Source organism: Rhizobium sp. USDA 3886, assembly GCF_056279785.1.
Genome location: NZ_JBWCDC010000001.1, coordinates 3,264,899 through 3,289,137 on the forward strand (window position 1 = coordinate 3,264,899; position 24,239 = coordinate 3,289,137).

A 24,239-nucleotide genomic window follows, 5' to 3' on the forward strand; every position below is an offset into this window, starting at 1 on the left:
GCGGTGAACGAACCGGGAAAATCCCGATGTCGCTGATTCGTCGGCGATTCGTTCCGTCTTTGGTCGAAGTGTTAATAGAGCCGGGCGTAGGCGTTAATCAAATATGAGTCCGGCTTCCGAAACAGGCATCAGAGTTGCCTCCGCGATTCGCCGCCGAGTCGTTCCGAATTCGACGGAAGCATTCTTTCCCGGCAGTTTTCCAACCGTTTCTGGGCGATATTCTCTGTTCGGTAAGAAATGTTAACCGAGTGGCGCTCCAGCTCTTGCCGCGTCCGATGCCGATTCAGCATCTAGTAGGAAAAATCGATTCAAAACCAATACTTAGCCGTGAACAAAAGCTGAATCACCGCGAGTCACCGATTCGTCGCTGATTCGTTCTCACGCTGTTCCGAATCTTAAAACAACCATTTAGCGACATTTTTTGAATCGAGTTTGCAGCTCATTTTGAAGCCCGGCTCTTGCGTTTGGCCGGATGGCTGTCCATGTGTTGTCTGCTTCGGGAACGGAGCGCACTTGACCTCAAGGCTCCCCGCCTCACTTGCACGGACAATGACACTGACATCGCAGCCGATGATATTGAGCGGGCGCGGCGTGACCGCGGTGCTCGGGCCGACCAATACAGGCAAGACCCATTACGCCATCGAGCGCATGGTAGCGCACGGCACCGGCGTAATCGGCCTGCCACTGCGTCTGCTGGCACGTGAGGTCTATACGCGCGTTGTCGAAAAGGTGGGAGTGCAGAACGTTGCGCTTGTGACCGGCGAGGAGAAGATCTCACCGGCGAATGCGCGCTTTTCCGTTTGCACGGTCGAAGCCATGCCGCGCGAAACAAAGGCCGCATTTGTCGCGATCGACGAGGTTCAGCTTGCAGGCGACCTCGAGCGCGGCCACGTCTTCACCGACCGTATTCTGCATCTGCGCGGCCGCGACGAAACGCTGCTTCTGGGGGCCGACACGATGCGGCCGATCCTCCAGCAACTCCTGCCTGGCATCACGGTCGTCGAAAGGCCGCGGCTTTCGCAACTTTTCTACTCGGGCCAAAAGAAGATCACCCGTCTTCCGCAACGGTCGGTTATCGTCGCCTTTTCGGCAGATGAGGTCTACGCCATTGCAGAGCTGATCCGCCGTCAGCGCGGGGGTGCCGCGGTCGTTCTCGGCGCTCTCAGCCCCCGCACCCGAAATTCTCAAGTCGCGCTCTACCAGGCCGGCGATGTCGAATATCTCGTCGCAACCGATGCGATCGGCATGGGCCTCAATCTCGATGTTGATCACGTAGCTTTCGCGCAGGACCGCAAGTTCGACGGGTATCAGTTCCGTAATCTCAATCCTGCCGAACTCGCTCAGGTCGCGGGACGTGCTGGCCGTCATGTCCGTGACGGCACATTCGGAGTGACGGGCCAGGTGCATCCGTTCGACGAGGAATTGGCGGAGCGGATCGAAGCCCACGAATTCGATAGTGTCAAAGTTTTGCAGTGGCGGACGAAGGAGCTTGATTTCTCCTCAATACAATCATTGCGGGCGAGCCTCGAAACTCCTCCGACCGCCCAAGGTTTAACGCGAGCCCTGCCGGCCGTTGACCAGCAAGCGCTCGAACATCTGGCGCGCTATCGGGAAATTATTGATCTGGCTACAAATCCGCAGCGCGTGGAGAAGCTTTGGGAAATTTGCGCACTGCCTGACTACCGGCGTATCGCGCCGGCACAGCATGCCGACCTGATCTCGACGCTCTTTTCCGATCTTGTGCGCCATGGCACGGTGAACGAGCAGTTTCTCGCAGAGCAGGTGCATCGAGCTGATCGGACGGATGGCGAAATTGACACGCTTTCGGCGCGAATCGCGCAGATAAGAACGTGGACTTATGTGTCGAATCGACCCGATTGGCTTGCCGATCCGACACACTGGCAGGAAAAGACGCGGGAAATCGAGGATCGATTGTCCGATGCGTTACATGAAAGGTTGACGAAACGCTTTGTTGATCGCAGGACATCTGTGCTCATGAAGCGCCTGAGAGAGAATGCGATGCTGGAAGCAGAAATCAGTGTGAATGGCGATGTCTTTGTTGAAGGACATCATGTGGGGCAATTGTCCGGATTCCGGTTCACTCCCCTTTCGGGTGCGGACGGACCGGACGGCAAGGCGATCCAGACCGCATCGCAAAAGGCGCTTGCCCTGGAATTCGAGGCGCGCGCCGCGCGCCTCCATGCTGCAGGCAACAGCGATCTAGCGATCAGCGCCGACGGCCTTATCCGCTGGCTCGGCGATCCGGTTGCGCGCCTTGCGGGCAGCGAGCACATCATGCGTCCTCGCGTCATCCTGCTTGCCGACGAACAACTGACGGGCAATGCGCGCGATCACGTTGCAGCCCGCGTCGAGCGCTTCGTCAATCACCACATCAGCACGATCCTGAAGCCGCTCGATGATCTTTCGCGTGCCGAAGACCTGCAAGGCTTGGCCAAGGGCCTTGCCTTCCAGCTCGTCGAAAATCTCGGCGTACTCTTTCGCCGCGACGTGACGGAAGAGGTGAAGTCGCTGGATCAGGACGCGCGTGCTTCCATGCGCCGTTATGGTGTTCGCTTCGGCGCCTACCACATTTTCGTGCCCGCGCTTTTGAAGCCGGCTCCGGCTGAACTTATCACGCTGCTCTGGGCCTTGAAAAATGACGGCCTCGAAAAACCGGGCTATGGCGACCTCATTCCGGTGCTGGCTGCCGGCCGCACGTCCGTCGTGACCGACCCGGGCTTCGAGCGCATGTTCTATAAGCTTGCCGGCTTCCGTTTTCTCGGCAAACGTGCCGTTCGCATCGATATTCTCGAGCGGCTTGCGGATATCATCCGTCCATTGCTGCAGTGGAGGCCGGGTCAGGTGAATCGGCCGGAAGGAGCTTATGATGGCCGCCGCTTCACGACGACCACCGCGATGCTTTCGATTCTCGGCGCGACGCTGGAGGATATGGAAGAGATTCTCAAGGGCCTCGGTTATCGCGCCGATGCCGTGACGGCCGAGGAGGCGGCAGCTCATCTTGCTGCTCAAGACACTTCTGCCGCCCCGGCAGCGGAGATCCCTGCGGAAGAGGCCGCCGAGAAGGCAGATCATGACGATGCCGACAGCACATCGGAAGAAGCTGCTTCCGATGGGCCGGCTACAGAAGACAAGCCTGCTGTCGAGGCCGCGACTGCCGACTCATCCGCGGCTGAACCTGCGGAAGCCGTGGAGCCTGTCGAACAGAAACCTGTCCTTCTGTGGCGTCTTGGCGGGCGCAACGACAACCATCGCCAAGGACGCGGTCAAGGCGAACGCCGCAGCGGTGACCGTCAGCAGCATGGCACCCGCCGTCACGGCGGGGGCGAAGGCGCAGAAGGCAATCGTGGCGAAGGCCGTGACGGCAAACGCCAGGAACGGGACCGCGACGGCAGCAAGCCGCACCAGGGCCGTGGCGATCGCAACGAGAAGCGGGGTGATCGTCAGGATCGCGGCGACCGCAAGGATCGCAACAACAATCGCAACGGCCCACAGCCGCTGCGCTTCGAGGCAAAGCCGCCGCGCAAGGAAAAGCCGATCGATCCGGATTCTCCTTTCGCAAAGCTCGCTGCCTTGAAGGAGCAGATGAAGAAGTAGCCAATGAGCGGGGAGACACAGCCAGGGAGCGGTTCGCGGCAGCGCATCGACAAGTGGCTGTTCTTCACGCGCATGGTGAAATCACGCTCTCTGGCGCAAAGCCACATCCAATCAGGCCGCGTTCGTATCAACGGCGAGCGCGTACAGCAACCCAGCCAGATCGTAAAGGCAGGCGACCGTGTCGAGTTGGCACTCGAGCGCCGGGATGTGGTTCTGATCGTGAAGGCACCAGGCGAGAGGCGCGGGCCTTTCGAGGAAGCAAAACTGCTTTACGAAGATCTGACGCCGCCGCAGGGTGAGACAAAACGTCTCACGTCCTATGAGCAAGCCATCCGTGCGGCCGGCAGCGGCCGGCCGACGAAAAAGGAGCGGCGTGCAACCGATCGGCTATTGCCCGACGAGGATTAGAAAACTCTATCAGCCAGAGCCTGCTTGGCAGATCGTTTATTCTTGAAATCCGGCCACAAAGCCGATACGTCACAGTCAACTTGCCGGACAGTGTGCTTGCCTCCCAAGCCTGTCCACGCTGTCCTCCGGCCAGGGGAAAGGCGCGACGTTCCAGGTTGCCCGGCCCCGCTTTCGTGAAAATCCTGGAGTTCTTCATGACCTATGTCGTGACCGACAATTGCATTCGCTGCAAATATACCGATTGTGTGGAAGTCTGCCCCGTCGATTGTTTCTATGAAGGCGAAAATTTTCTCGTCATTCACCCGGATGAGTGCATCGACTGCGGTGTCTGCGAACCCGAATGTCCCGCCGAGGCCATCAAGCCGGACACCGAACCGGGGCTCGACAAGTGGCTCAAGATTAATGCGGAATATGCCAGCATCTGGCCCAACATCACGATCAAGAAAGAACCGATGGCGGAGGCCAAGGAAATGGACGGTGAGGCCGGCAAATTCGAGAGGTACTTCTCCGAAAAGCCCGGCTCCGGCGATTGATGGCTTTTTGCCCAGCATGGTCGTGAAATCGGGATCGGAGCCGGGCGTAAACGTTTATATGATGCTCTGTTCATATAGGTGCCATGTGTTGCCCGCATGACTCACATTAAGCAAATTATTGATTTCCTCATATTTTTATGATAGTTTTCGGAAACTGATCCATTTGAGGCACGAAGCGTGCCGAAGCCATCACGAAAGCAAGAGAAATCCGTACGCGGTTCCCCGTGAGATATCAACACCTTGAGCCGTTCGATCGTTGGTCGCGCGCAAGGATTTCTTTTACTTCTGTCTGGTGAGACCAGAGTGAAGTCACCCGACGGAGCTGATCCGTCTCATCCGGGCCTGACTGACCCGGCTCCGGCCGCCGCCGGACGCGTAACAGGGAGTTTTTGACTAGTATGACGATCCAGCAGAAAAAACCTTCAGCAGCACGCCACGGCTTCAAGACCGGTGAATCGATCGTATACCCCGCTCACGGCGTCGGTAACATCACCGCTATCGAAGAGCAAGAAGTCGCCGGCATGAAGCTCGAACTTTTCGTTATCGATTTCGAGAAGGACAAGATGCGCCTGAAGGTTCCGGTTGCCAAGGCAATGAACATCGGCATGCGCAAGCTGTCTGAAACCGATTTCGTCGAGCGCGCTCTGAAGGTTGTGCAGGGCAAGGCGCGCGTCAAGCGTACCATGTGGTCCCGCCGTGCGCAGGAATATGATGCCAAGATCAATTCCGGCGACCTGATTTCCATCGCCGAAGTCGTTCGCGATCTCTATCGCGCTGAAAACCAACCGGAGCAATCCTATTCCGAACGCCAGCTCTACGAAGCCGCACTCGATCGGATGGCGCGTGAAATTGCTGCGGTGAACAAGATGTCGGAAACTGAAGCCGTCCGCCTCGTCGAGACGAACCTCAACAAGGGTCCGAAGCGCGGCAAGGCAACCGAAGAGGACGAGTCGCAGGACGAAGCCGCTTAATACAGCATTGTTTTCCCTAGGAAAAAGCCCGGCCTGCGTGCCGGGTTTTTTTTGTGGAACTTTTCCCGGCCACCCGCGTTTAAATACCGTAAGTGCGGACTGCATCGGGAAATATTCGTCCCCTCGAACGTTCGCATTCCTGTCAACGTTCGATGAGGAGCGGATCATGCCTTCCACAATTTGCCCTGCCGGCAACTTGAAGAAACAGGTCCAGCCTTACTGCCTTAACGGCACATGACGAAGAGATAGGGCCCCCTCCTGAAAAATCCAGGAGCGGGGCCTTTATGCAATTCAGACGCTGGATTGGTTCGGACAGCGATGCGCCGGAAACGGATCTTGTTTGTTTCTTTCAGGGGCACGAGGCCTGATTTTTAGGAGACCGATATGAAGAACATGTCTGCAGACCGGCGTATGATCAAAATCGCCATGGCGGCCCCCTATCTTGCTCGGGAAGAAGAACATAACCTCGCTATTCGCTGGAAGGACAATGAGGATCGCGGCGCCCGAAACCAGATCGCGATGGCTCACATGCGCCTCGTTATTTCCATGGCGGGCAAGTTCCGGAATTTCGGTCTGCCAATGAGCGATCTTGTACAGGAAGGTTATGTCGGCCTTCTTGAGGCGGCTGCCCGCTTTGAGCCGGAGCGTGAGGTGCGCTTCTCCACCTATGCAAGCTGGTGGATCCGCGCGTCGATCCAGGACTACATCCTGCGCAACTGGTCGATTGTTCGCGGCGGCACGAGTTCCGCGCAGAAGGCCCTTTTCTTCAATCTGCGCCGCCTCCGCGCCAAGCTCGCCAGAGGCGACTCGCATCTCACCCTTCAATCCATCCATCAGGAGATCGCGGCTGCCTTGGGTGTCAGCCTTGCCGACGTTCAGACGATGGATGCGCGTCTTTCCGGCAATGACGCCTCGCTGCAGGCACCTTCGGTCTCCGGCGATGCTGACAGCGCAGAGAAGATGGATTTTCTTGTCAGCGACGATCCGCTGCCGGACGAGCAGGTTTCCAACATGATTGACGGTGAACGCCGCCGTATCTGGCTGACATCGGCGCTGAAACATCTCAATGAGCGCGAAATGAAGATCATCGCAGCGCGCCGCCTTGCCGAAGAAGGCGCGACGCTCGAGGAACTCGGCGCCGATCTCGGAATTTCGAAGGAACGCGTTCGCCAGATCGAAAGCCGCGCCATGGAAAAATTGCGCAGCGCACTTGTCAATGCGGATCCGCATATGGCGGCTCACGCCTAAGAGCCTTTACTCCCAGCAGCACAAACTCACCCGGTGAAAGCCGGGTTCTTTTTTATTCGGAAATGATCTTCACGCGGTCGCCGGGCGAGACCGTGCCGCCGGCCCGCAGGGCATTGATCAGTTTGAAGAGGTCGAGTTTACGATCCGTGCCCAGCATTCGGGCCGCCAGCGTTGCAACATTTTCGCCGGGACGAACGGTGACGACGCGGATTCTCAGGGGTTTCAGCGTTGCCGCCTCCTGCGGCGTCATGCGGCGGAAGCTGGCGCGCAACACGTCTGCCGTCTGCTGCAAGACGGCACTGCCCTTTGGAACGGCCGTCAGGAAGCGGAAGATCTGCGAATTATTGCGCACCACCGTAACATCGAAATCCCATCGATCCGCTGTGGCACGGGCCGTTGCCGCTTCCATGCCGTTAACGGTGATCGGCCGGATCGTCGAAGGATCGAGACCGGTGACCCAGCCGCTCGAAATGTAATTCGTCAGGCTCTGGTTGTCGTTGTCGGCAACCCCGTCAAAGCGGATAGCCACGTCTCCCGGACCGGTTGCCATGACGGCTTCGACTTTATTGTCGATGCTGAAATCCGGCGGCACGTCGAACCGAATGCCGAGACCGCCATGTAGGAAGGTCTGGCCGCGAACATAGCCTTCCTCCGGACTGTCGCCGTAGAGAAGACCGTCGATGCCATCGAGATAGTAGCCCCTTCCCTTGTCACCGACCGTCCCTTCCTGGCCGAAGGCGCGGGCGTGATCGCGCGAAAGCTCGATACGCTGCACCGAGTTCGGGTGGCTCGAAAGGAAGTCCAGGCTTTGGTCGGCGTCAGGATCGGCAGACATGAAGCGGCTGTAGGCCGCCATGGAATCGAGGAAGCGCGTGGCGGCATAAGGGTCATAACCCGCTTCGCCAAGCATGCGCACACCAATCACGTCGGCCTGCAGTTCCTGCTGGCGGGAGAAAGCCGCGAGACGCAGCTTGCCTCGCGCGAGAGCTTGCTTACCAGCGATGTCGCTCGACAGCACCTCGGCAACTACGCGGCTTGCAATGACCTCAGCCTCTTCGCGCTTCTGCCGCTCGATGCCGTGATTGGCCGTCACGTGGCCCATTTCATGCGACAGCACGGCTGCGACTTCCGAAGCATCGTTGGCGAGTGCCAGCAGGCCGCGGGTTACATAGAGATAGCCGCCCGGCAGTGCAAAAGCATTGATCGCCGGTGAATTCAAAATCGTGATGCGATAGGACTGGCTCGGATTTTCCGAAACCGCCGTCAGCGCGCCGGCAATGCGGGCAACGAGGCGTTCGGTCTTGGCATCCTTGTATTCGCCGCCGTAGCTCGCAACGATACGCGGATGTTCGCGCGCACCCATGGCGGCACGCGGATCGTTCTTTTGTACTTCATCGACGATCTGCGGATTGGCAGAGGGAGAGACGGTCGGCTGATACGATTGTTCGATGATCGACTGGCAGCCATTAAGCGCGACTGCGGCCGCAGACACCAGTAATGCGCGGCGGCTCCACCGGTATGGCACAGAAAGCACGTTACTGGAGGGCGCGGGGCGTTTCCACGTCGTCATGCTGTCCAGTCTGGCTCTCCGAGTCATCTTGCTTTTCGGCCGGTTTGCCGCATGTCTGATCCGGCCGCTTCCAACGGGGTTCAACAGTCGTCCATCCCGGTTCTCGCACTGCACAACGGGAAGACACAAGCCATTGCTGTAACTGATTTCCGCATCGGTTGCATAGCGAGACTCTGCTTAATTGTAGCGCCGTTGTATTTTAGCAAGCGTGGCATCGTTAGGGTGTCCTCTCGCTCGGATGAAATTGTGGCGAAAGTGCCAGTGCAAGCGTGAGATTCGTCAGCGGCGCAGAAATTGCCGTAGCGCAGGCATGTCCTCCCGCGTGAGATAATCGGCGAGTGGCGCGGCAAGAACGATCGCCCCTTTATCGATAAAGACACCGTAGTCGGCGATGCGACGCACCTCGTCGGGATCATGCGAAACGATGATCACCGTGTTGCCGGTCTCCATATGCAAGCCGAGCAGCAGCTCGGCCATGTCTGCGCGCAAGCCCGGATCAAGCGCTGCAAAAGGTTCATCCAGGAGCAGAACGGCGCGCTTTCGCACGAGCGCCCGCGCAAACGCTGCTCGCTGCCGCTCCCCGCCAGAAAGCGTTGCGGGCATACGCCGTTCGAAATTGGCGAGGCCGACCTTCTCGAACGCCTCGGAAATGTTTCGCCGGTCCTCGGCAGTGAGGTTCAATGTCGAATCGATCCCCAGACCGACATTGGTGAAGATATCGAGATGGGCAAAGAGATTGTTGTCCTGGAAGACGACCGAGACTGGACGCTCCGCCGGATAGGCCGCCGTCACATCGGCGCCGTGCATCCGAATGCGGCCGACGTCAGGTCGTTCAAAGCCGGCGAGCAGATTGAGAAAGGTTGACTTTCCGGCGCCGGAAGGGCCGCTCACGGCGACGATCCGGCCGGCCGGCAGACGGCAATCGAAATGGAAAGCGTGCGTGCCGAGCTTCAAGCGCACGTCCTCCATTTCGATCCCGGCTTGATCAGCGGCCGTCATTGCCATTCTCCCGCCTTGGCTGGCCTGCGGTTCCAGCGATCGTCAGCAGTAGACAAACAACGCCGAGGATAAGCGCAAGGCCGTCGGCGTCGTTCGTCCTGTAGCTGCCCATGCGGCTATAAACGAGCCAGGGCAATGTGACAAAACCCTCGGAGCCAAAGAGCGCGACGGCGCCGAGATCGCCAAGTGAGAGCGCCATGGCGAATGACAAGGCAGTGAGCAGCGGCTTCTTCAAGCCCGGCCAGTCTATGAATCTCAATCGGGCCGCGCCCGCAATACCCAGGCTTGCGGACAGTTTCTGCGTCCGGCGCTGATGCACAACATAGGCCGGCTCCAGTACGCGCATGACAAAGGGAAGCGCCATCAGCATATTGATGAGAACGACGAGCAAGGCTGCAAAGCGCGTCGCATCGCCGAAAGGCCGCAGTGCCATGAACCATCCGGTCGCAAGCACGATCGGCGGCACGAGCAGGACCATCGACGAAGCGCTGCCCATGGCCGCAAAAAAGGATCGGTCGGTAATGCCTCGCCGCCGTTTCGATACAATTGCATGCCGGGCACGTATCATGGCCATCGAAAGGGCGACCGAGAGCAGAGCCGCGGTAAGCGAGATTGCGAAGCTCGTTCCGGCCGACTGCCAGAAGATCGGCTCCTGCAGCAGCTTTATGAGATCGGCATGCAATCCTGCCGCGATAACGGATAGAAGCGGCAAGCCGAGGAAAAGCACGGCGATCAGCAACAACAGCCTGTCGGCCAATCTGGCACCTGGGCCTTTGCCATCCAGCCGCTTGATGTCCCTGCCTGTGGTCAAGCCTTCATCTCCGGCCGGTGGAAAGAATGTCATCGCGCCCAGGATCGCCGCCGTGAGCGCGATCTGCAGGAGCGACAAGGCGATTGCGCGGCCGGGATCGAAATCGAAGCGAAGCGACTGGTAGATCGCAACTTCGATCGTGGTCGCCGCCGGGCCACCGCCGAGGGTCAGCACCAGCGTGAAGCTGGTGGCGCAGAGCATGAAGATCAATCCACCGATCCCGGGAATGAGCGGGCGGATCGCCGGCCATTCAATGAAGCGGAAAACCGAGTGGGGCCGCATGCCGAGACCGCTTGCCATCAGCCAGTATTCGGCGGGCACGCGTTCGAGACCCGCGAGGATCAGCCGGCAGGCAAGCGGCAGGTTGAAGAAGATATGCGCGAGAAGGATGCCCGTGAGCCCATAGATGCTTATTGGTTCGTCGAGCCCGACCTTCACCAGCAGAGAGTTCAACAACCCCTGCCTGCCCCATATGCCAATCAGGCCGAGTGCTCCGATCAGCACCGGCAGCCCCATTGGAATCGCCATCAGACGGATGATCCAGATGCGGCCTATAAAATGCGGCTGGCGAGCGAGCGCGCGTGCAACCGGAATTGCTAAGGCGATGGAAAGTGCGGTTGAAAGCAGCGCTTGCAGCAGCGTGAAGCGCAGCACACGCAGAAGATAAGGATCGAAAAGAATGCCGGCGATGGCCGATCCCCCGCCGGCAATAAGCAACGAGAATGCTGCCAGGCCGACAAACAACGTGACTGCGGCGAGGCTGATCACCCCGCCGGTCAATGCACGCTGCCGTTCAGCCGCGGTCTGCAGCATCAGTTCACGCTCATCGCTGCGAGCCACTCGTCGATCCAGGCCTTGCGGTTCCTGGCGACGTCGTCAGGGCTCATCGAGAAGGTCTTGGCCGGATTGACGAGCTTGTTAAAGGCGTCCGGGAGCGGCTCAGAGGTTGCGGAAACGGGCATCATCCAATTGTTCGTCGGGATGGTATCCTGGAAGGCGGGTGTCACCATGAATTTCAGGAAATCGCGAGCGAGATCCTTGGTCGGCGCATTCTTCAGAAGACCTGCGACTTCGATCTGGATAAAATGGCCTTCAGAGAAAGCTGCGGCCTGATAGCGATCGGTTTTTTCGACGACCATATGGTAGGCTGGGGACGTGGTGTAAGAGAGCACCATCGGTGCCTCACCCTTGGTGAACAGGCCATAGGCTTCGGACCAGCCGGGCGTGACCGTCAGGATGCGGTTCTTGAGTTTAGCCCAAGCTTCCGGCGCCTTGTCGCCGTAAATGGATTTGATCCAGAGCAGCAGGCCAAGACCGGGCGTCGAGGTTCGCGGATCCTCGATGACGATCTTCTGCGCGGGATCGCCCTCGACCAGATCCTCCATGCTCTGCGGCGGGTTCTTGATCGTCTGTGTGTCGTAGATGATCGCAAAGTGGCCGTAGTCGTAGGGAACGAAGACATCGTCCACGAAGCCGCCCGGCACCTTCAGAGCGCCGGCATTGACGCCGCTTGCGTCGAACAGGCCGGTTTCCTTGGCTTCGGTGATGAGGCTCGTGTCGATGCCGAGGACGACGTCAGCTTTGGTGGAGACCCCCTCGAGCTTCAAGCGCGAAAGCAGTGCGACGCCATCGGCAACGCTGACGAAATTGACCGTGCAGCCGCATGTCTTCTCAAAAGCCTCCTTGACCTTAGGTCCAGGTCCCCATTCGGACGTGAAGCTTTCATAAGTATAGATGGTGAGCGTCTTTTCCGCGGCGTGCGCGGCAGACAAGCCAAGCGTCGCGGCGAAAAATGCTGCGGTCAGCGAAGAGATGATCGATGTGCGGCCGGACATGGCACGCCTCCTCCTTGAGTTTCGTTTGAACGGGAAAAGGGCGTTGCCGAATGTCACGCGTCTAATCCCTCCGCCGGTGTTAACCGGATCAGGTTCCGCGGGTTGGCTCGAAGCCTCTCAGCCGGATGTCTTTGGACACGCGGCACCCCGTTAGAGCGTCGGCAGATGTATCGTCATGAAGTCGCTGTGACAAGGGCGAAGCGGAGCTTCTGCGCCTATTCGGCAGCTTCGGCGGCCGCTGTTGCCGGGCTTATCTCTTCACGCGTTCGAGGGAGCTGAACCGGCCTCAGCATGAGTGCCGCTGCAAGCCCTATCAGGGCAATGGCGCAGGAGGTCATGAAGAGCGGCATGAAGGCTGCGGCATAAGCATCGGCGACAGCCAGGCGGCTTGCTTCGGGAAGGGCAGCCATCATCTTCGGCGTCAGTTGCTCGACATCGGCAACAAGCGGAATGGAGTGGCCGATTTTTGCAAGCTGCGAGCCGATAATCGCGCCATAGATCGAAATGGCGATCGAGGCGCCGCCCATTCGCGAAAGGGTCACAGAGCCGGTCGCGGCGCCGACATCACCCGCAGGAGCTGCATTCTGCACGCCGATCACCGGCACCTGCTGAGCGAGACCGATGCCGATCCCATGTATCATCATGAGCGCCCCGATGAAGGCGATCGGCGTACCCGCATGAACTTGCGAGAGCGTGGCGAAGGCGACCGCACTGCACGAGAAGCTTGCAACTGCGAAGGGTTTGTAGCGTCCTGTCTTCGAGATGATCCGCCCGGCGGAAAGCGAACCGCAAACCAGCCCGCCCGTGAGAAGAATGAAGAGCAAGCCCGCCCGCGATGGCGAAAGGCCCGTGGTCGTCTGCAGAAACAGCGCAAAATAATTCACCATGCCGATCGCGATTCCACCACTCATGACGGAGATCACCAGCAAGAGGCTGAAGGTCGAATTGCGAAAGAGCGGCAGCGGCAGGATCGGCTCGGGCGCACGACGCTCCACAAAAACCCAGGCGATCGCGCAGATGGCGCCGAAGCCGATGATGCTCAGACTTAAAGGCGAAACGAGAGAGCCGAAAAGTTGGCTGCCATCGGCCGTCAACACAATGCTCGTCGTTGTCATCGCCAAAAGTGCTGCGCCGGCGTAGTCGATCTTCGGGCGGCGATGCGGCTTGCGGTAGGGTAGCATGAAGGCAAGGCCCGCGAGCACCGCAAAGCCGATTGGCACATTGATGAGAAAGATCGAACGCCAGCCGAAGAGGTCGCTCATCATGCCGCCAAGAACTGGACCAACGGCGCTCGACGCCATCAGGACGAGGCTGGAGTAACTCTGGTAGCGGGCTCTTTCGCGCGGTTCGAAGAGATCGGCATTGACGGCAAAGATTGAAACCATAATGCCACCACCGCCAAGTCCCTGCAGAATGCGAGCAGCAATCAGCGTATTCATCGATACGGCCAAACCGCATACGGCCGAGCCGATGGTGAATATGGCGACTGACGTCATCATCACATATTTGCGGCCAAACAGATCGCCGAGCTTGCCGTAGACCGGCATGACGGCGCTGAGCGACAGCAAATAGGCCGAGCCGATCCATCCGAAGCGTTCCAAATGGCCGAACTCGCCGACGATCGTTGGAAGTGCCGTCGAGACGATCTGATTATCGAGCGTCGCCATGAACATGGCCGTCATCAGGAAAAAGAAGAGTATGAGCCGCCGCCGGTGATCCGTCACGAGCGGCGTGGGCACTGTTTGCATATCCATGAAAAAATTGTTCCGACTTTTACGGGTTGTTTATGTGCCTATGGCATATAAATGTCAATGGCATGCGAATGACACAAGCATGTTCTCATTTGGCAAACGCTCTGTTATGATTCATATATGAGCGAAACCGCGTCCCAACTTGATGAATCCGACGCCACTTCTCTTGATGTGGACGGCGTTCCCCGCATTGGCCGGAGCATGACCCGCATGCGCCTGATGACCGGCCGCCGGCTGATTGGGCGGCTGGCGATCCAGAGTGTGGCGCCGGGTCTCGAACTCTCCCATCTCGATGTTTTGGATGCGATCCGCAGGGCCCAGCCGGCCGGCGAAGTCACAGTTGGCGCGATCGCCGAGATGCTGCGCATCGACCCATCTCGCGCAAGCCGCGTGGTCGCGGATATGGTCGGACGCAACGTGCTTCGCCGCGAGGCATCGCAGGCGGACGCACGGCGCATCATCGTCGTGATGACTCCGCTTGGACAGCGGCTTCTTTCGGAAATCAAGGCGCAGAAGCTGTCGATCGTTTCTGAGATCGTGGCCGATTGGCCGAAAGAGGATGTGGATACCTTTGCCGCGCTCTTCGAGCGTTTCATCGGCGGCTACGAAAAGGTCTTCCTGTCGCGCGACAAGGATATGCCCGGCCGACCTGCCCCTTTCCCTTGACCCCCGCTTTGCGCTATGGGCATGCCCATGAGCCAATCCATCTTCACGATCCTGCTCGGCGGCGAACTCAGCCCGACCGAACGTCTGCGTTCTGCAATCTCGGGCAGCCGCTTCATCGCGGCCGACGGCGGCATGCGGCATGCGGCAGCACTCGGCGTGGTTCCGGAGCTTTGGGTCGGGGATTTTGATTCGACGCCGCCGGATCTGGAAGGCACGTTTCCGGATGTCCCGAAACAGCCCTACCCCGCCGCCAAGGCCGCAACGGACGGCGAAATCGCCGTGGCAGAGGCAATTGCCCGCGGTGCACGGCGCCTGGTCCTTGCCGGCGCGCTCAGTGGCGAGCGCTCGGACCATGCGCTGCAGCACCTGCTCTATGCCGTCAGCCTCGCCGAACAGGGTTTTGACATTCTGCTCACCTCCGGAACGGAGGAGGCCGTGCCGCTTCTCGCCGGTTCGATCGCGCTCGACTTGCCGAAGAACAGTTTGTTTTCGGTGTCCGGCTTCAGCGAGCTGCATGGTCTTTTCATCGAGAATGCACGCTACCCGCTCGCCGATTTTCATTTGCCCTTCGGCTCCTCGCGCACCATTTCCAACGTTGCGGAAGGCAAGGTTCGCTTCACGCTCGGCAGCGGCCGGGCGATCATCCTTGCCCGTCCCTATGATCTTTCCGGAGTCTGATTTTGGCCCCTCCCATTCTGAAACTCGATGATATCTTCCTGAACTTCGGCGGCACGCCTCTCTTGGCCGGCGCGAACCTGCAGGTCGAGTCCGGCGACAAGATCTGTCTGGTCGGCCGCAACGGTTCGGGCAAATCGACCCTTCTGAAGATCGCGGCCGGGATCGTTGAAGCGCAATCGGGCGAGGTTTTCCGCCATCCGTCCTCGACGGTGCGCTATCTGGAGCAGGCTCCGGATTTTGCGGGGTTCAAGACCGTGCAAGCTTACGCGGAAGCCGGTCTCGGACCGGGCGATGATCCTTATCGCGTGGCCTACCTTCTCTCGCATCTCGGCCTCACCGGCGAAGAGGACCCGAACAACCTCTCTGGCGGCGAAGCGCGACGGGCCGCGCTCGCCCGCGTGCTGGCGCCCGAACCGGATATTCTCCTACTTGATGAGCCGACGAACCATCTCGACCTTCCGACCATCGAATGGCTGGAAGGTGAACTTCAGAAAAGCCGGAGCGCGCTGGTCCTAATTTCCCACGACCGTCGTTTCCTCGAAAAGGTCTCGACCGCGACCGTCTGGCTCGACCGCGGCACGTCGCGGCGGCTCGACCGTGGCTTTGCGCATTTCGAAGCGTGGCGCGATCAAGTGCTTGAGGCGGAAGAGCTGGAACAACACAAACTTGGTAAGGCGATCGAGCGCGAGGAGCATTGGCTGCGTTACGGCGTGACGGCGCGGCGCAAGCGCAATATGCGCCGCCTCGGCGAACTGCAAACGATGCGCTCCCAGTATCGGGGCCACAAGGGGCCTCAGGGAACTGTGCAGGCTGCCGTGTCCGACGCGCAGGAATCCGGCAAGCTCGTGATCGAAGCAGAGAAGATTACCAAGACCTTCGGCCACCGTTTGATCGTGGCGCCGTTTTCGATCCGCGTCCATCGCGGCGATTGCATCGGCCTGGTCGGGCCAAACGGCGCGGGAAAGACGACGCTTCTGAAGATGCTGACGGGACAGCTCGCGCCGGATAGCGGCACGGTGAAGCTCGGCACCAACCTCGAAATTGCAACACTCGACCAGAAGCGCGACGATATCGATCCAGAGAATACGCTCGCGAACTACCTGACAGACGGGCGCGGCGAGAGCCTGCTGGTGAACGGCGAGCAGCGGCATGTGACCGGTTACATGAAGGAATTCCTCTTTCAGCCGGAACAGGCGCGCACGCCGATCAAGAACTTGTCGGGCGGCGAGCGCGCGCGGCTGATGCTGGCGCGCATCCTCTCTCGGCCGATCAACCTTTTGATCCTCGATGAACCAACCAACGATCTCGATCTCGAGACGCTGGACCTGCTGCAGGAAATCGTGGCGGGGTTCCCCGGCACCGTCATCCTCGTCAGCCACGACCGCGATTTTCTCGACCGCACGGTGACATCGACCATTGCACCCACCGTTCCCGATGCGCCCGATGGGCGCTGGATCGAGTATGCCGGCGGCTATTCCGACATGCTTGCCCAGCGCAAGGGCGCAATGGAGGAGCGAAGGAGGGCCGAAAAGGCCGGCGGAAAAGCCGAGAGCGGAGCCCACGACGCCTGCAGCAGACACCTCGAAGGGCAAGGTCAAGCTCTCCTACAAGCAGAAATTCGCCCTCGACAACCTGCCGAAGGAGATAGCCAAAGCAGAAGCTGAAATCGCAAAGCGCGAAGAAAAGATGGCAGACCCCAATCTCTTCAGCAAGGATTCCGCTACCTTCAATCGGCTTGCGGCGGAGATGGAAAAGCTACGCGACAGCTTGACGACAATGGAAGAGGAATGGCTGGAGCTCGAAATGCTGCGCGAAGCGCTGGAAGGCTGACACGAAAGTGCGTCCTCCCGTTTCATGTGGCAGATGTGAACCAACTATTCAAAGGGCAGGAGCCGGTGCATGTGCTGTGCCAGTCCCGGTCTTCGGAACAGTCGGTTGCTCGATTTTTTCCGCCAGCGGGTGCAAATGCAAGGTGCGCGGATTGAAAGCTTCGAGGTAAGCGTCGGATCTTCCGATATAGATCATGGTGGACCCGGACAGCATCGTTAGTACTGCCATCAGCGTTGATTGCCATTCCAGCTCAAGCCCTTCCAGCACTTCATCGAAAATGATCCAGCGCGGGCGAACGAGCAGCAGGCGGGCAAAGCCGATCGCCTTCTGCTCGTCGGAATCCAGCACCTTGTCCCAGCGGGCTCGTGTATCGAGACGTGTGACGAGGTGACCAAGGCCGGTTTTTTCAAGTGCTGTTTCGACATCTTCCTTATTGTAGGTGGTCGCCGGTTCCGGGAAGGACAGTGCTTCGCGTAGCGTGCCGCCCGGTACATAGGCTACCTGCGGAAAGAAGAGAATGTCGTTGGCAGGCGGCAGCCCTATCTTGCCGTGGCCGCAGGGCCAGAGGCCGGCGAGCGCCTGGAACAGCAGTTTGCGATTCACATTGTGATCGCCATTGATCATGACCTTCTCGCCGGCCCTGATCGTGACATCCGTCTCGCGAACGGCAAAGCCGCCGCACTGGTCGATCTCCTCGCCGAGCTTGGCTGCGATCGTGACATTCCTGAGGGTCAGCGTATCCGCGTTATCCTCGTAGGCGATCGCATTCTTCGGATTGAGCGGCTCGTCCATGCCCTGCAAGGCGTGGCGGAAATCAGTCACGCGCATCAGCGTGGCACGCCATTCGGCAATCGGACCAAAATTGGCGACATACCAGCGCAGTGCGGTGTTCACCTGGTTAAAGGCGCCGACGGACATCATCAGTTCACCGAATGTCAGGCTTCCCGAAAAATAGGCGGGAGCGGCAACGATGATCGGAATGACGATGACCAGCCAGCCGTAGCCGGCCGAAACCCAGGTGAGGTTGGTGGTCGCCATCGTCAGGCGCTTCAGGATGGCGAGTACCGAGGTGATGTCTCCATTGATCCGCTGACGTTCGTTTTCCTCGCCGCGGGCAACGGTAATCGCCGGCATATTCTCGTTGGCATGCATCAGTGAAAAGCGAAGCTCCGCCTCCTTGGAAAAGCGGTCGGCGTTCAGCCTCACCAGTTTCCGGCCGACGATCTGGCTGAGAATCGAGGCGGACGCCGCATAAAAGATCGCGGCCCAGACCATATATCCTGGGATGGCAAAGGCATAGGTGCGGAAATGGAAGACGAAGCCGCTCGAAAGCTCCCAGAGAACGCCGATGAAGCTGACAAGCAGGATCGTCGACTGGAGGAGGCCGAGCGTGAGGCCGGTCGTGCTTTCCGCAAGATTGCGGGCGTCTTCATGCAATCGCTGGTCCGGATTGACGCCGATCAGCCCGGTTGAAGCGAGGCGCAGCGCACGCTTGCGTTTCAGCCATTGATCCACGAGATCGCGGGTTAGCCCTTCGCGCATGTAAAGCGCGGTCATCTGATTGAGCCACGCCTGGCCGACGTTCAGGAGCAGCAGTGAACTGGCAATCAGCGCGAAAACCTGAAGCTGATGGAAGAATTCGGTGACGTCCCGGCGTTGCAGGGAATCGTAGAACGGCGCATTCCAGCGATTCAAGATAACCTGGCCATAAGCGGTCGCCAGAATCACAGCAACTAGAATCAGCGCGAGAAGTACGATCTTGCTGCGAACCTTCGAATTCCAGAATGCCGCAAACATCAGCTTCAGGCGATATCCGAGGCTCAGATCGTAACCTACCCTATCCTGTCCTTGAATGCTCGGTCTGACTTTGACGTCGTCTGCCATTATGCTCTTCCATGCGGATCATGATCTTTGATTAACATGGTGACGCGCCCTGTCTATCAACAGATTCTACCAGTCATTAACGCGTGAGTTACCTTGGTTCAACGCGCCACTTCGAGAATCGCGATTGATTCGCGTGGGCTCCAGCGCTATTTAGTGTGCTCCGTGGTGATTTGGCCGGCCGGCTTGCAGCCACGTTAAATAAATCGCTAAAGGGCCGCGTGCGGACCGGTAGCGATTCTTTCGCCGCCGGTTTTTGTTTGCCGGTACCTTTGTTTGATCGAGTGACCGCAATGCCTATCAAGATCCCCGATACCCTGCCCGCTTTCGAAACTCTCGTTCATGAGGGCGTGCGAGTGATGACCGAAACGGCGGCGATCCGTCAGGATATCCGCCCTTTGCAGATCGGGCTTCTCAATCTCATGCCGAACAAGATCAAGACGGAGTTGCAAATGGCTCGCCTCGTGGGCGCTTCGCCGCTGCAGGTGGAGCTCTCGCTGGTCCGCATTGGAAACCATAGGGCCAGGAACACGTCCGAAGATCATTTGCTTGCCTTCTACCAGACCTGGGAAGAGGTAAAGCATCGCAAGTTCGACGGCTTCATTATCACCGGCGCGCCGATCGAGGCTCTGCCTTACGAGGACGTGACCTATTGGAAAGAAATGGAGCAGATCTTCGATTGGACCGAGACGAACGTTCATTCGAGCATGAATGTTTGCTGGGGCGCAATGGCGGCGATCTACCATTTCCACAAGGTTCCGAAATACGAGCTCAAGGAAAAGGCCTTCGGCGTCTATCGTCACAAGAACCTCAAGCCCTCATCTGTCTACCTCAACGGCTTTTCCGATAATTTCGAGGTGCCGGTTTCACGCTGGACCGAGGTCCGGCGCGCCGATATCGAAAAATCCGCAAACCTCGAAATCCTCATGGAATCCGATGAGATGGGCGTGTGTCTCGCGCACGAGGAAAAAGGCAAGCGGCTCTACATGTTCAACCATGTGGAATACGACTCCACGTCGCTTTCGGACGAATATTTCCGCGACGTGAATGCCGGGGTGCCGATCAAGATGCCGCACAATTATTTCCCGCATAACGATCCGTCGCTCGCACCCCAGAACCGCTGGCGCAGCCACGCGCATCTGCTCTTCGGCAACTGGATCAACGAGATTTACCAGACGACGCCTTATAATCTCGACGAAATCGGCACAAAAATCTGAGCTGCAGCCGCCGCTGACCTTGCGGCTGCAGCGTTTCTTTTTGTGCTTGGTGGTTGCGGTCCTTGGCAAATGGGGGCAGGTTCGCGACCTGAAATCAACACAGATTGGGAATGGCGGACCATGTCAGAAAAGCTGGAACGGGAAATTTTCGGAACGGCGAAAGACGGCGAAACCGTCTATCGCGTCGAGATCAAGGGCGGCGGTCTCACCGCCAAGATCATGACGTGGGGTGCGGTCATACAGGATCTCCGGCTCGATGGGCATGATGCCCCTCTCCTGCTCGGCTTCGACGACTTTGCCAGCTATCCGGCCCATTCCTCCTATTTCGGCGCGACGCCCGGCCGCTGCGCCAACCGCATCGGCGATGGCAAGTTCATGCTCGATGGCAAGGCCTATCAGCTCGAACTCAACGAAAAGGGCGTTTCGCATCTGCATGGCGGAAGCGACAATATCGCCAAGCGCAACTGGACGATCGTCGAGCATGAGGTCGATCGCGTCGTGCTGAAGATCGTCGATCCGGACGGCCGTGCCGGCTATCCGGGCAATTGCACGGTCCAGGCGACTTACCGGGTCCATGGCAATGGCGAGTTCTCGGTTCTCTATGAAACGACCACCGACCAGCCGACGCTCGCCAATGTCTGCCAGCATGCCTATTTCAACCTCGACGGCCGCGAGGATGCGCTCGGCCACGACATCATGATCGCTGCCGATCATTATCTACCGACCAATGACAAGCAGATTCCGACCGGCGAGGTCCGTCCGGTCGAAGGCACGGTGTTCGATTTCCGCGAAATGGCGCCGATGAAGCGGCTCGAAGGTGGAGAGCAGGCGCTTTACGATCATAATTTCTGCCTTTCGACGGAACGCACGGCAAAGCGCTCCGTCGTTCTGGCACGCAGCGTCAATTCCGGTGTCTCGCTGGAGGTTCGGACTACCGAACCGGGCGTGCAGTTCTATGCCGGCTTCAAGCTCGACGTTGCGGTACCGGGCATCGGCGGCCGGAAATACGGGCCCTTTGCCGGTTTCTGCCTTGAAACGCAGGTCTGGCCGGATGCGATCAATCACGAAGGCTTTCCGAATGCGGTGCTGCACCCAGGCGACGTGCTGCGGCAGGAGACGGACTACATCTTCACGAAGAGCTGATCTCTGCGGGGATTATTGCTTCGCCCTTGACCCCTCGTGCCCCGTCACGAGGGTTTTATTTTGCCTATATAGATTCAACTTGAAAAGTGGTTCTAAATAGGTTCTATTGCCTATCCATGGATAGAACCAGTCTGGTAGCGGAGCTCAATGCCCGCGGTCTGCGCGATGACGTGATGGCGGGACCGCTGTACAAGCGGTTGGCACTGGCTTTGACGGGCCTCATTCAGGAAGGCCTTCTTAAGCCGGGGGCGCCTCTTCCCGGAGAGCGTGACCTCGCCGAGGCCCTGAAGCTTGGCCGCGTGACAGTGCGGACCGCCTATCGTGATCTGATGAGTTCCGGTGCATTGGAGTCGCGACACGGCAGCGGTACTTTCGTTTCCAGCAAGGTCGAGCGCATGGAGCAGCCGCTCTGGCGTCTTTCGTCTTTCTCGGCCGATATGCGGTCACGTGGCCGTTCGCCGGCGGCAAGGATACTGTCCCGTACGATCAATTCGCCGTCGCCGGAAGAATCCTTCCTCCTCGGTTTGGGGCAGGATGAGACCGTTCTGCGCTTGGATCGTCTGCGCCTTGCGGATGGCTTGCCGCTGGCGATCGAACGGGCAGTTGTGCCGGTCAAGTTCCTCGGCAACAATGCTGGCGGCGAGGGATCGCTTTATGATGCGCTGGCGGCAAGCGGCCACAGGCCGGTGCGTGCTCTGCAGCGGCTAACCGCCGTGACGCTCGACCCTTCCTCGGCCTCGATGCTGAATGTGAAGACCGGTGCGCCGGCGCTTTTGATCGAACGGATTTCCCGCCTGGAAGATCAGCGCGTCGTGGAATACACCCGCTCGCATTACCGCGGCGATGCCTATGATTTCGTAGCCGAACTGAGAATTGGAGATGACCTATGAGTGAGAACCAGTCGCTGATGCTGCAGGAGGCGGGTCAGTCGCCGGACGTGGTCGCCTCGCTGCTTCAAAAGGAAAAGCCGGTGTTCGCCGAGATCGCCAAGCTGTTTTCCTCGGCTCGTCCGAGCGTCGTGACGACGGCCGCGCGCGGCTCTTCGGACCATGCCGCAACCTTCTTCAAGTATCTCTTTGAAATCACCACCGGTGTTCCCGTGGCCTCTGTCGGCCCATCGATCGCGTCTGTCTATGGTACACCTCTGCAGCTGAAGGGTGGCGTTCACTTCACGGTTTCGCAATCGGGCGCCAGCCCGGATATCGTCGCCCTTCAGGAAGCCGCCAAACGCGGCGGCGCGAAGACGATCGCCGTCGTGAACGTCACTGACAGCCCGCTTGCGAAGCAGGCGGATATCGTTCTGGACCTCAATGCGGGTGCAGAAAAGAGCGTTGCCGCGACCAAGTCGTTCATTGCCTCGGTCGCAGCGCTTGCCGGCGTCACGGCTGCGATTGGCAGCAAGGCTGATCTGCAAGCCTCATTGGAGAAATTGCCGGAGGCTCTATCGGCGACTGTGGGTATCGATACAGGTGCCGCAGAAGACGTGCTCTTCGATGCGACCTCGCTTTATACAGCAGGCCGCGGTCCGGCATTCGCGATCGCGCTTGAGGCCGCGCTGAAAGCCAAGGAAACGTCCGGCCTTCACGCGGAAGCCTTCTCGCTGGCCGAACTGATGCATGGCCCGATGCGTCTCGTACAGCCGGGTTTCCCGATCGTCGCCTTCATGCCCGACGATGCGGCCTATGCCAACAACGTTCAAGCGCTGGAACGGTTGCAGAAGCTCGGCGCAACGACGGTGCCGTTTTCGGCGCAACCGCTTTCCGGGGTCAATCTGCGCGTGCCGACGACGGGCAACGGCCTGCTCGATCCGCTGGTGTCGCTTCTCGTCTACTATCGCCTGATCGAGTCGGTTACGCGCCGCAAGGGTTTCGATCCGGATAAGCCGGCGAACCTGCTCAAAGTCACGGAGACGATATGATGCCCCGCAAGATTTTCACCGGTGCCCGCATCTTCGACGGCGAGAGGTTCCACGACGGAAAAGCGCTGATCGTTACTAATAGCCGGGTCGAGGCCATCGTTCCGCGCAACGGATTGCCCGAGCGCGAGACGATCTTGCTTGACGGCGGCGTGCTTTCGGCAGGTTTCGTCGATGCGCAGGTGAATGGCGGCGGTGGGCGTATGCTGAACGATGAGCCGTCGGCATCGTCAATGCATATCATCGCCGAGGGGCACCGGCGTTACGGCACGACGGCACTGCTGCCGACGCTGATCACCGATACGGCAGAGGCGACGGCGGCGGCGATCGAGGCAGCGAAGGATGCGGTCAAAACCAACCGCGGCGTGGCCGGCCTTCATCTGGAAGGTCCGCATCTGGCACCCGCCCGTAAAGGTGCGCATCTTGCCGAACTGATGCGCTCGGTCGAAGACAGGGATGTCAAAGCCTTAATCCGCGCCCGCGAGGCCATCGGTACGCTGCTCGTGACAATGGCGGCCGAGCAGGTGACGGTCGCGCAAGTTCGCGAACTGAGCGAAGCCGGCGTCATCGTTAGCATCGGTCATTCGGATTGTTCCAGCGAAGCCGCGGAAGAGCGGTTCGATGCCGGTGCGCGCGGCGTCACTCATCTTTTCAACGCCATGAGCCAGATGGGCCATCGCGCGCCGGGTCTGGTCGGGGCCGCGATCGACCATCCGTCGACGTGGTGCGGCATCATCGCCGACGGCCACCATGTCGATCCGAAAGCGCTGCGCACGGCACTTCGTGCCAAGCGCGGGGAGGGTAAGCTCTTCTTCGTGACGGACGCCATGTCGCTGGTTGGATCCGAAAAAGATACGTTCACATTGAACGGCCGCACCGTTCGGCGTGAGAAGGGGGGCTTCTGCTCGAAGCTGGTGCTTTCGGACGGAACGCTTGCCGGATCCGATGTCGATATGGCGTCGACCATCCGCTATGGCGTCACCTATCTTGATCTGACGCTTTCCGAGGCACTGCGCATGGCAACGCTTTATCCGGCCCGCTCTCTCCGGCTCGATGATTATGGCCATCTTTCACCGGGAGCGCGCGCCGACCTCGTGCATCTGACGGATGCGATCGAAGTTACTGCCACTTGGATCGGCGGCGAAGCGGCCTGAAGTGAAGGAAATGC

18 protein-coding genes, 1 pseudogene and 2 riboswitches are annotated in these 24,239 nt (G+C 59.3%); of the genes and pseudogenes, 13 read left to right on the forward strand and 6 right to left on the reverse strand.

What is annotated here, in order from left to right:
- Positions 1-549 precede the first annotated feature (549 nt).
- The 5 genes from ACZ9BX_RS16565 (at position 550) to ACZ9BX_RS16585 (ending at position 6,775) form a co-directional block, all read left to right on the forward strand.
- Positions 550-3,615, forward strand: coding sequence for a helicase-related protein (locus ACZ9BX_RS16565; protein ID WP_476218966.1), 3,066 nt, complete (start codon positions 550-552; stop codon positions 3,613-3,615).
- Between the two features lie 3 nt (positions 3,616-3,618).
- A complete protein-coding gene (locus tag ACZ9BX_RS16570) occupies positions 3,619-4,023 on the forward strand; it encodes an RNA-binding S4 domain-containing protein (RefSeq protein ID WP_087001829.1) in 405 nt (134 codons plus the stop codon).
- A 194-nt stretch (positions 4,024-4,217) separates the two neighbouring features.
- Positions 4,218-4,556, forward strand: a complete 339-nt coding sequence (fdxA, locus tag ACZ9BX_RS16575; protein WP_132562246.1) for a ferredoxin FdxA — start codon at positions 4,218-4,220, stop codon at positions 4,554-4,556.
- Positions 4,557-4,954: 398 nt separating this feature from the next.
- The gene (locus ACZ9BX_RS16580; RefSeq protein ID WP_132562248.1) at positions 4,955-5,527 is read left to right on the forward strand and encodes a CarD family transcriptional regulator; all 573 of its coding nucleotides are present in this window, start codon (positions 4,955-4,957) and stop codon (positions 5,525-5,527) included.
- A 384-nt stretch (positions 5,528-5,911) separates the two neighbouring features.
- The gene (locus ACZ9BX_RS16585) at positions 5,912-6,775 is read left to right on the forward strand and encodes an RNA polymerase factor sigma-32 (RefSeq protein WP_027512081.1); all 864 of its coding nucleotides are present in this window, start codon (positions 5,912-5,914) and stop codon (positions 6,773-6,775) included.
- Between the two features lie 52 nt (positions 6,776-6,827).
- Here ACZ9BX_RS16585 and ACZ9BX_RS16590 read toward each other — a convergent pair whose 3' ends face one another.
- The 5 genes from ACZ9BX_RS16590 to ACZ9BX_RS16610 form a co-directional block, all read right to left on the reverse strand.
- Entirely contained in the window at positions 6,828-8,372 is a 1,545-nt protein-coding gene (locus ACZ9BX_RS16590; RefSeq protein WP_476218968.1) for a M48 family metalloprotease, read from the reverse strand.
- Positions 8,373-8,624: 252 nt separating this feature from the next.
- Positions 8,625-9,344: a thiamine ABC transporter ATP-binding protein gene (locus ACZ9BX_RS16595; RefSeq protein WP_476218970.1), complete on the reverse strand. Its 720-nt coding sequence runs from the start codon at positions 9,342-9,344 to the stop codon at positions 8,625-8,627.
- The gene (gene thiP / locus ACZ9BX_RS16600) at positions 9,331-10,968 is read right to left on the reverse strand and encodes a thiamine/thiamine pyrophosphate ABC transporter permease ThiP (RefSeq protein WP_476220050.1); all 1,638 of its coding nucleotides are present in this window, start codon (positions 10,966-10,968) and stop codon (positions 9,331-9,333) included. Before thiP ends, ACZ9BX_RS16595 begins: the two co-directional genes overlap by 14 nt.
- On the reverse strand, positions 10,968-11,990 hold the full coding sequence (gene thiB / locus ACZ9BX_RS16605; RefSeq protein ID WP_476218971.1) for a thiamine ABC transporter substrate binding subunit: 1,023 nt from the start codon (positions 11,988-11,990) through the stop codon (positions 10,968-10,970). Before thiB ends, thiP begins: the two co-directional genes overlap by 1 nt.
- 48 nt (positions 11,991-12,038) lie before the next feature.
- Positions 12,039-12,150: riboswitch (TPP riboswitch) on the reverse strand.
- A gap of 55 nt (positions 12,151-12,205) precedes the next feature.
- Positions 12,206-13,744 carry an MDR family MFS transporter gene (locus ACZ9BX_RS16610; RefSeq protein WP_476218972.1) on the reverse strand — a complete coding sequence of 513 codons (1,539 nt, stop codon included), beginning with the start codon at positions 13,742-13,744 and terminating at the stop codon, positions 12,206-12,208.
- Positions 13,745-13,861: 117 nt separating this feature from the next.
- Between ACZ9BX_RS16610 and ACZ9BX_RS16615 the strand changes: the two genes are divergently transcribed.
- The 3 genes and pseudogenes from ACZ9BX_RS16615 (at position 13,862) to ACZ9BX_RS16625 (ending at position 16,915) form a co-directional block, all read left to right on the forward strand.
- Positions 13,862-14,407, forward strand: a complete 546-nt coding sequence (locus ACZ9BX_RS16615; RefSeq protein ID WP_476218973.1) for a MarR family winged helix-turn-helix transcriptional regulator — start codon at positions 13,862-13,864, stop codon at positions 14,405-14,407.
- A 21-nt stretch (positions 14,408-14,428) separates the two neighbouring features.
- Complete coding sequence (locus ACZ9BX_RS16620; RefSeq protein WP_245505754.1) at positions 14,429-15,085, forward strand: thiamine diphosphokinase; 657 nt, start codon at positions 14,429-14,431, stop codon at positions 15,083-15,085.
- Between the two features lie 2 nt (positions 15,086-15,087).
- A pseudogene (locus ACZ9BX_RS16625) lies at positions 15,088-16,915 on the forward strand (ABC-F family ATP-binding cassette domain-containing protein).
- A gap of 48 nt (positions 16,916-16,963) precedes the next feature.
- Here the strand turns inward: ACZ9BX_RS16625 and ACZ9BX_RS16630 are convergent.
- Positions 16,964-18,799, reverse strand: a complete 1,836-nt coding sequence (locus ACZ9BX_RS16630; protein ID WP_476218974.1) for an ABC transporter ATP-binding protein/permease — start codon at positions 18,797-18,799, stop codon at positions 16,964-16,966.
- Between the two features lie 152 nt (positions 18,800-18,951).
- A riboswitch (SAM riboswitch) is annotated at positions 18,952-19,029 on the forward strand.
- Between the two features lie 60 nt (positions 19,030-19,089).
- Between ACZ9BX_RS16630 and metA the strand changes: the two genes are divergently transcribed.
- From metA to nagA, 5 genes are all read left to right on the forward strand, one after another.
- Positions 19,090-20,013, forward strand: coding sequence for a homoserine O-acetyltransferase MetA (gene metA, locus ACZ9BX_RS16635; protein ID WP_476218976.1), 924 nt, complete (start codon positions 19,090-19,092; stop codon positions 20,011-20,013).
- Between the two features lie 120 nt (positions 20,014-20,133).
- A complete protein-coding gene (locus ACZ9BX_RS16640; RefSeq protein ID WP_476218977.1) occupies positions 20,134-21,156 on the forward strand; it encodes an aldose epimerase family protein in 1,023 nt (340 codons plus the stop codon).
- 116 nt (positions 21,157-21,272) lie between these two features.
- Positions 21,273-22,046 carry a GntR family transcriptional regulator gene (locus ACZ9BX_RS16645; protein WP_476218978.1) on the forward strand — a complete coding sequence of 258 codons (774 nt, stop codon included), beginning with the start codon at positions 21,273-21,275 and terminating at the stop codon, positions 22,044-22,046.
- Positions 22,043-23,074: an SIS domain-containing protein gene (locus ACZ9BX_RS16650; protein WP_476218979.1), complete on the forward strand. Its 1,032-nt coding sequence runs from the start codon at positions 22,043-22,045 to the stop codon at positions 23,072-23,074. Before ACZ9BX_RS16645 ends, ACZ9BX_RS16650 begins: the two co-directional genes overlap by 4 nt.
- Entirely contained in the window at positions 23,074-24,225 is a 1,152-nt protein-coding gene (gene nagA / locus ACZ9BX_RS16655) for an N-acetylglucosamine-6-phosphate deacetylase (protein WP_476220052.1), read from the forward strand. The genes ACZ9BX_RS16650 and nagA overlap by 1 nt, the downstream gene beginning before the upstream one ends.
- Positions 24,226-24,239: the final 14 nt, after the last annotated feature.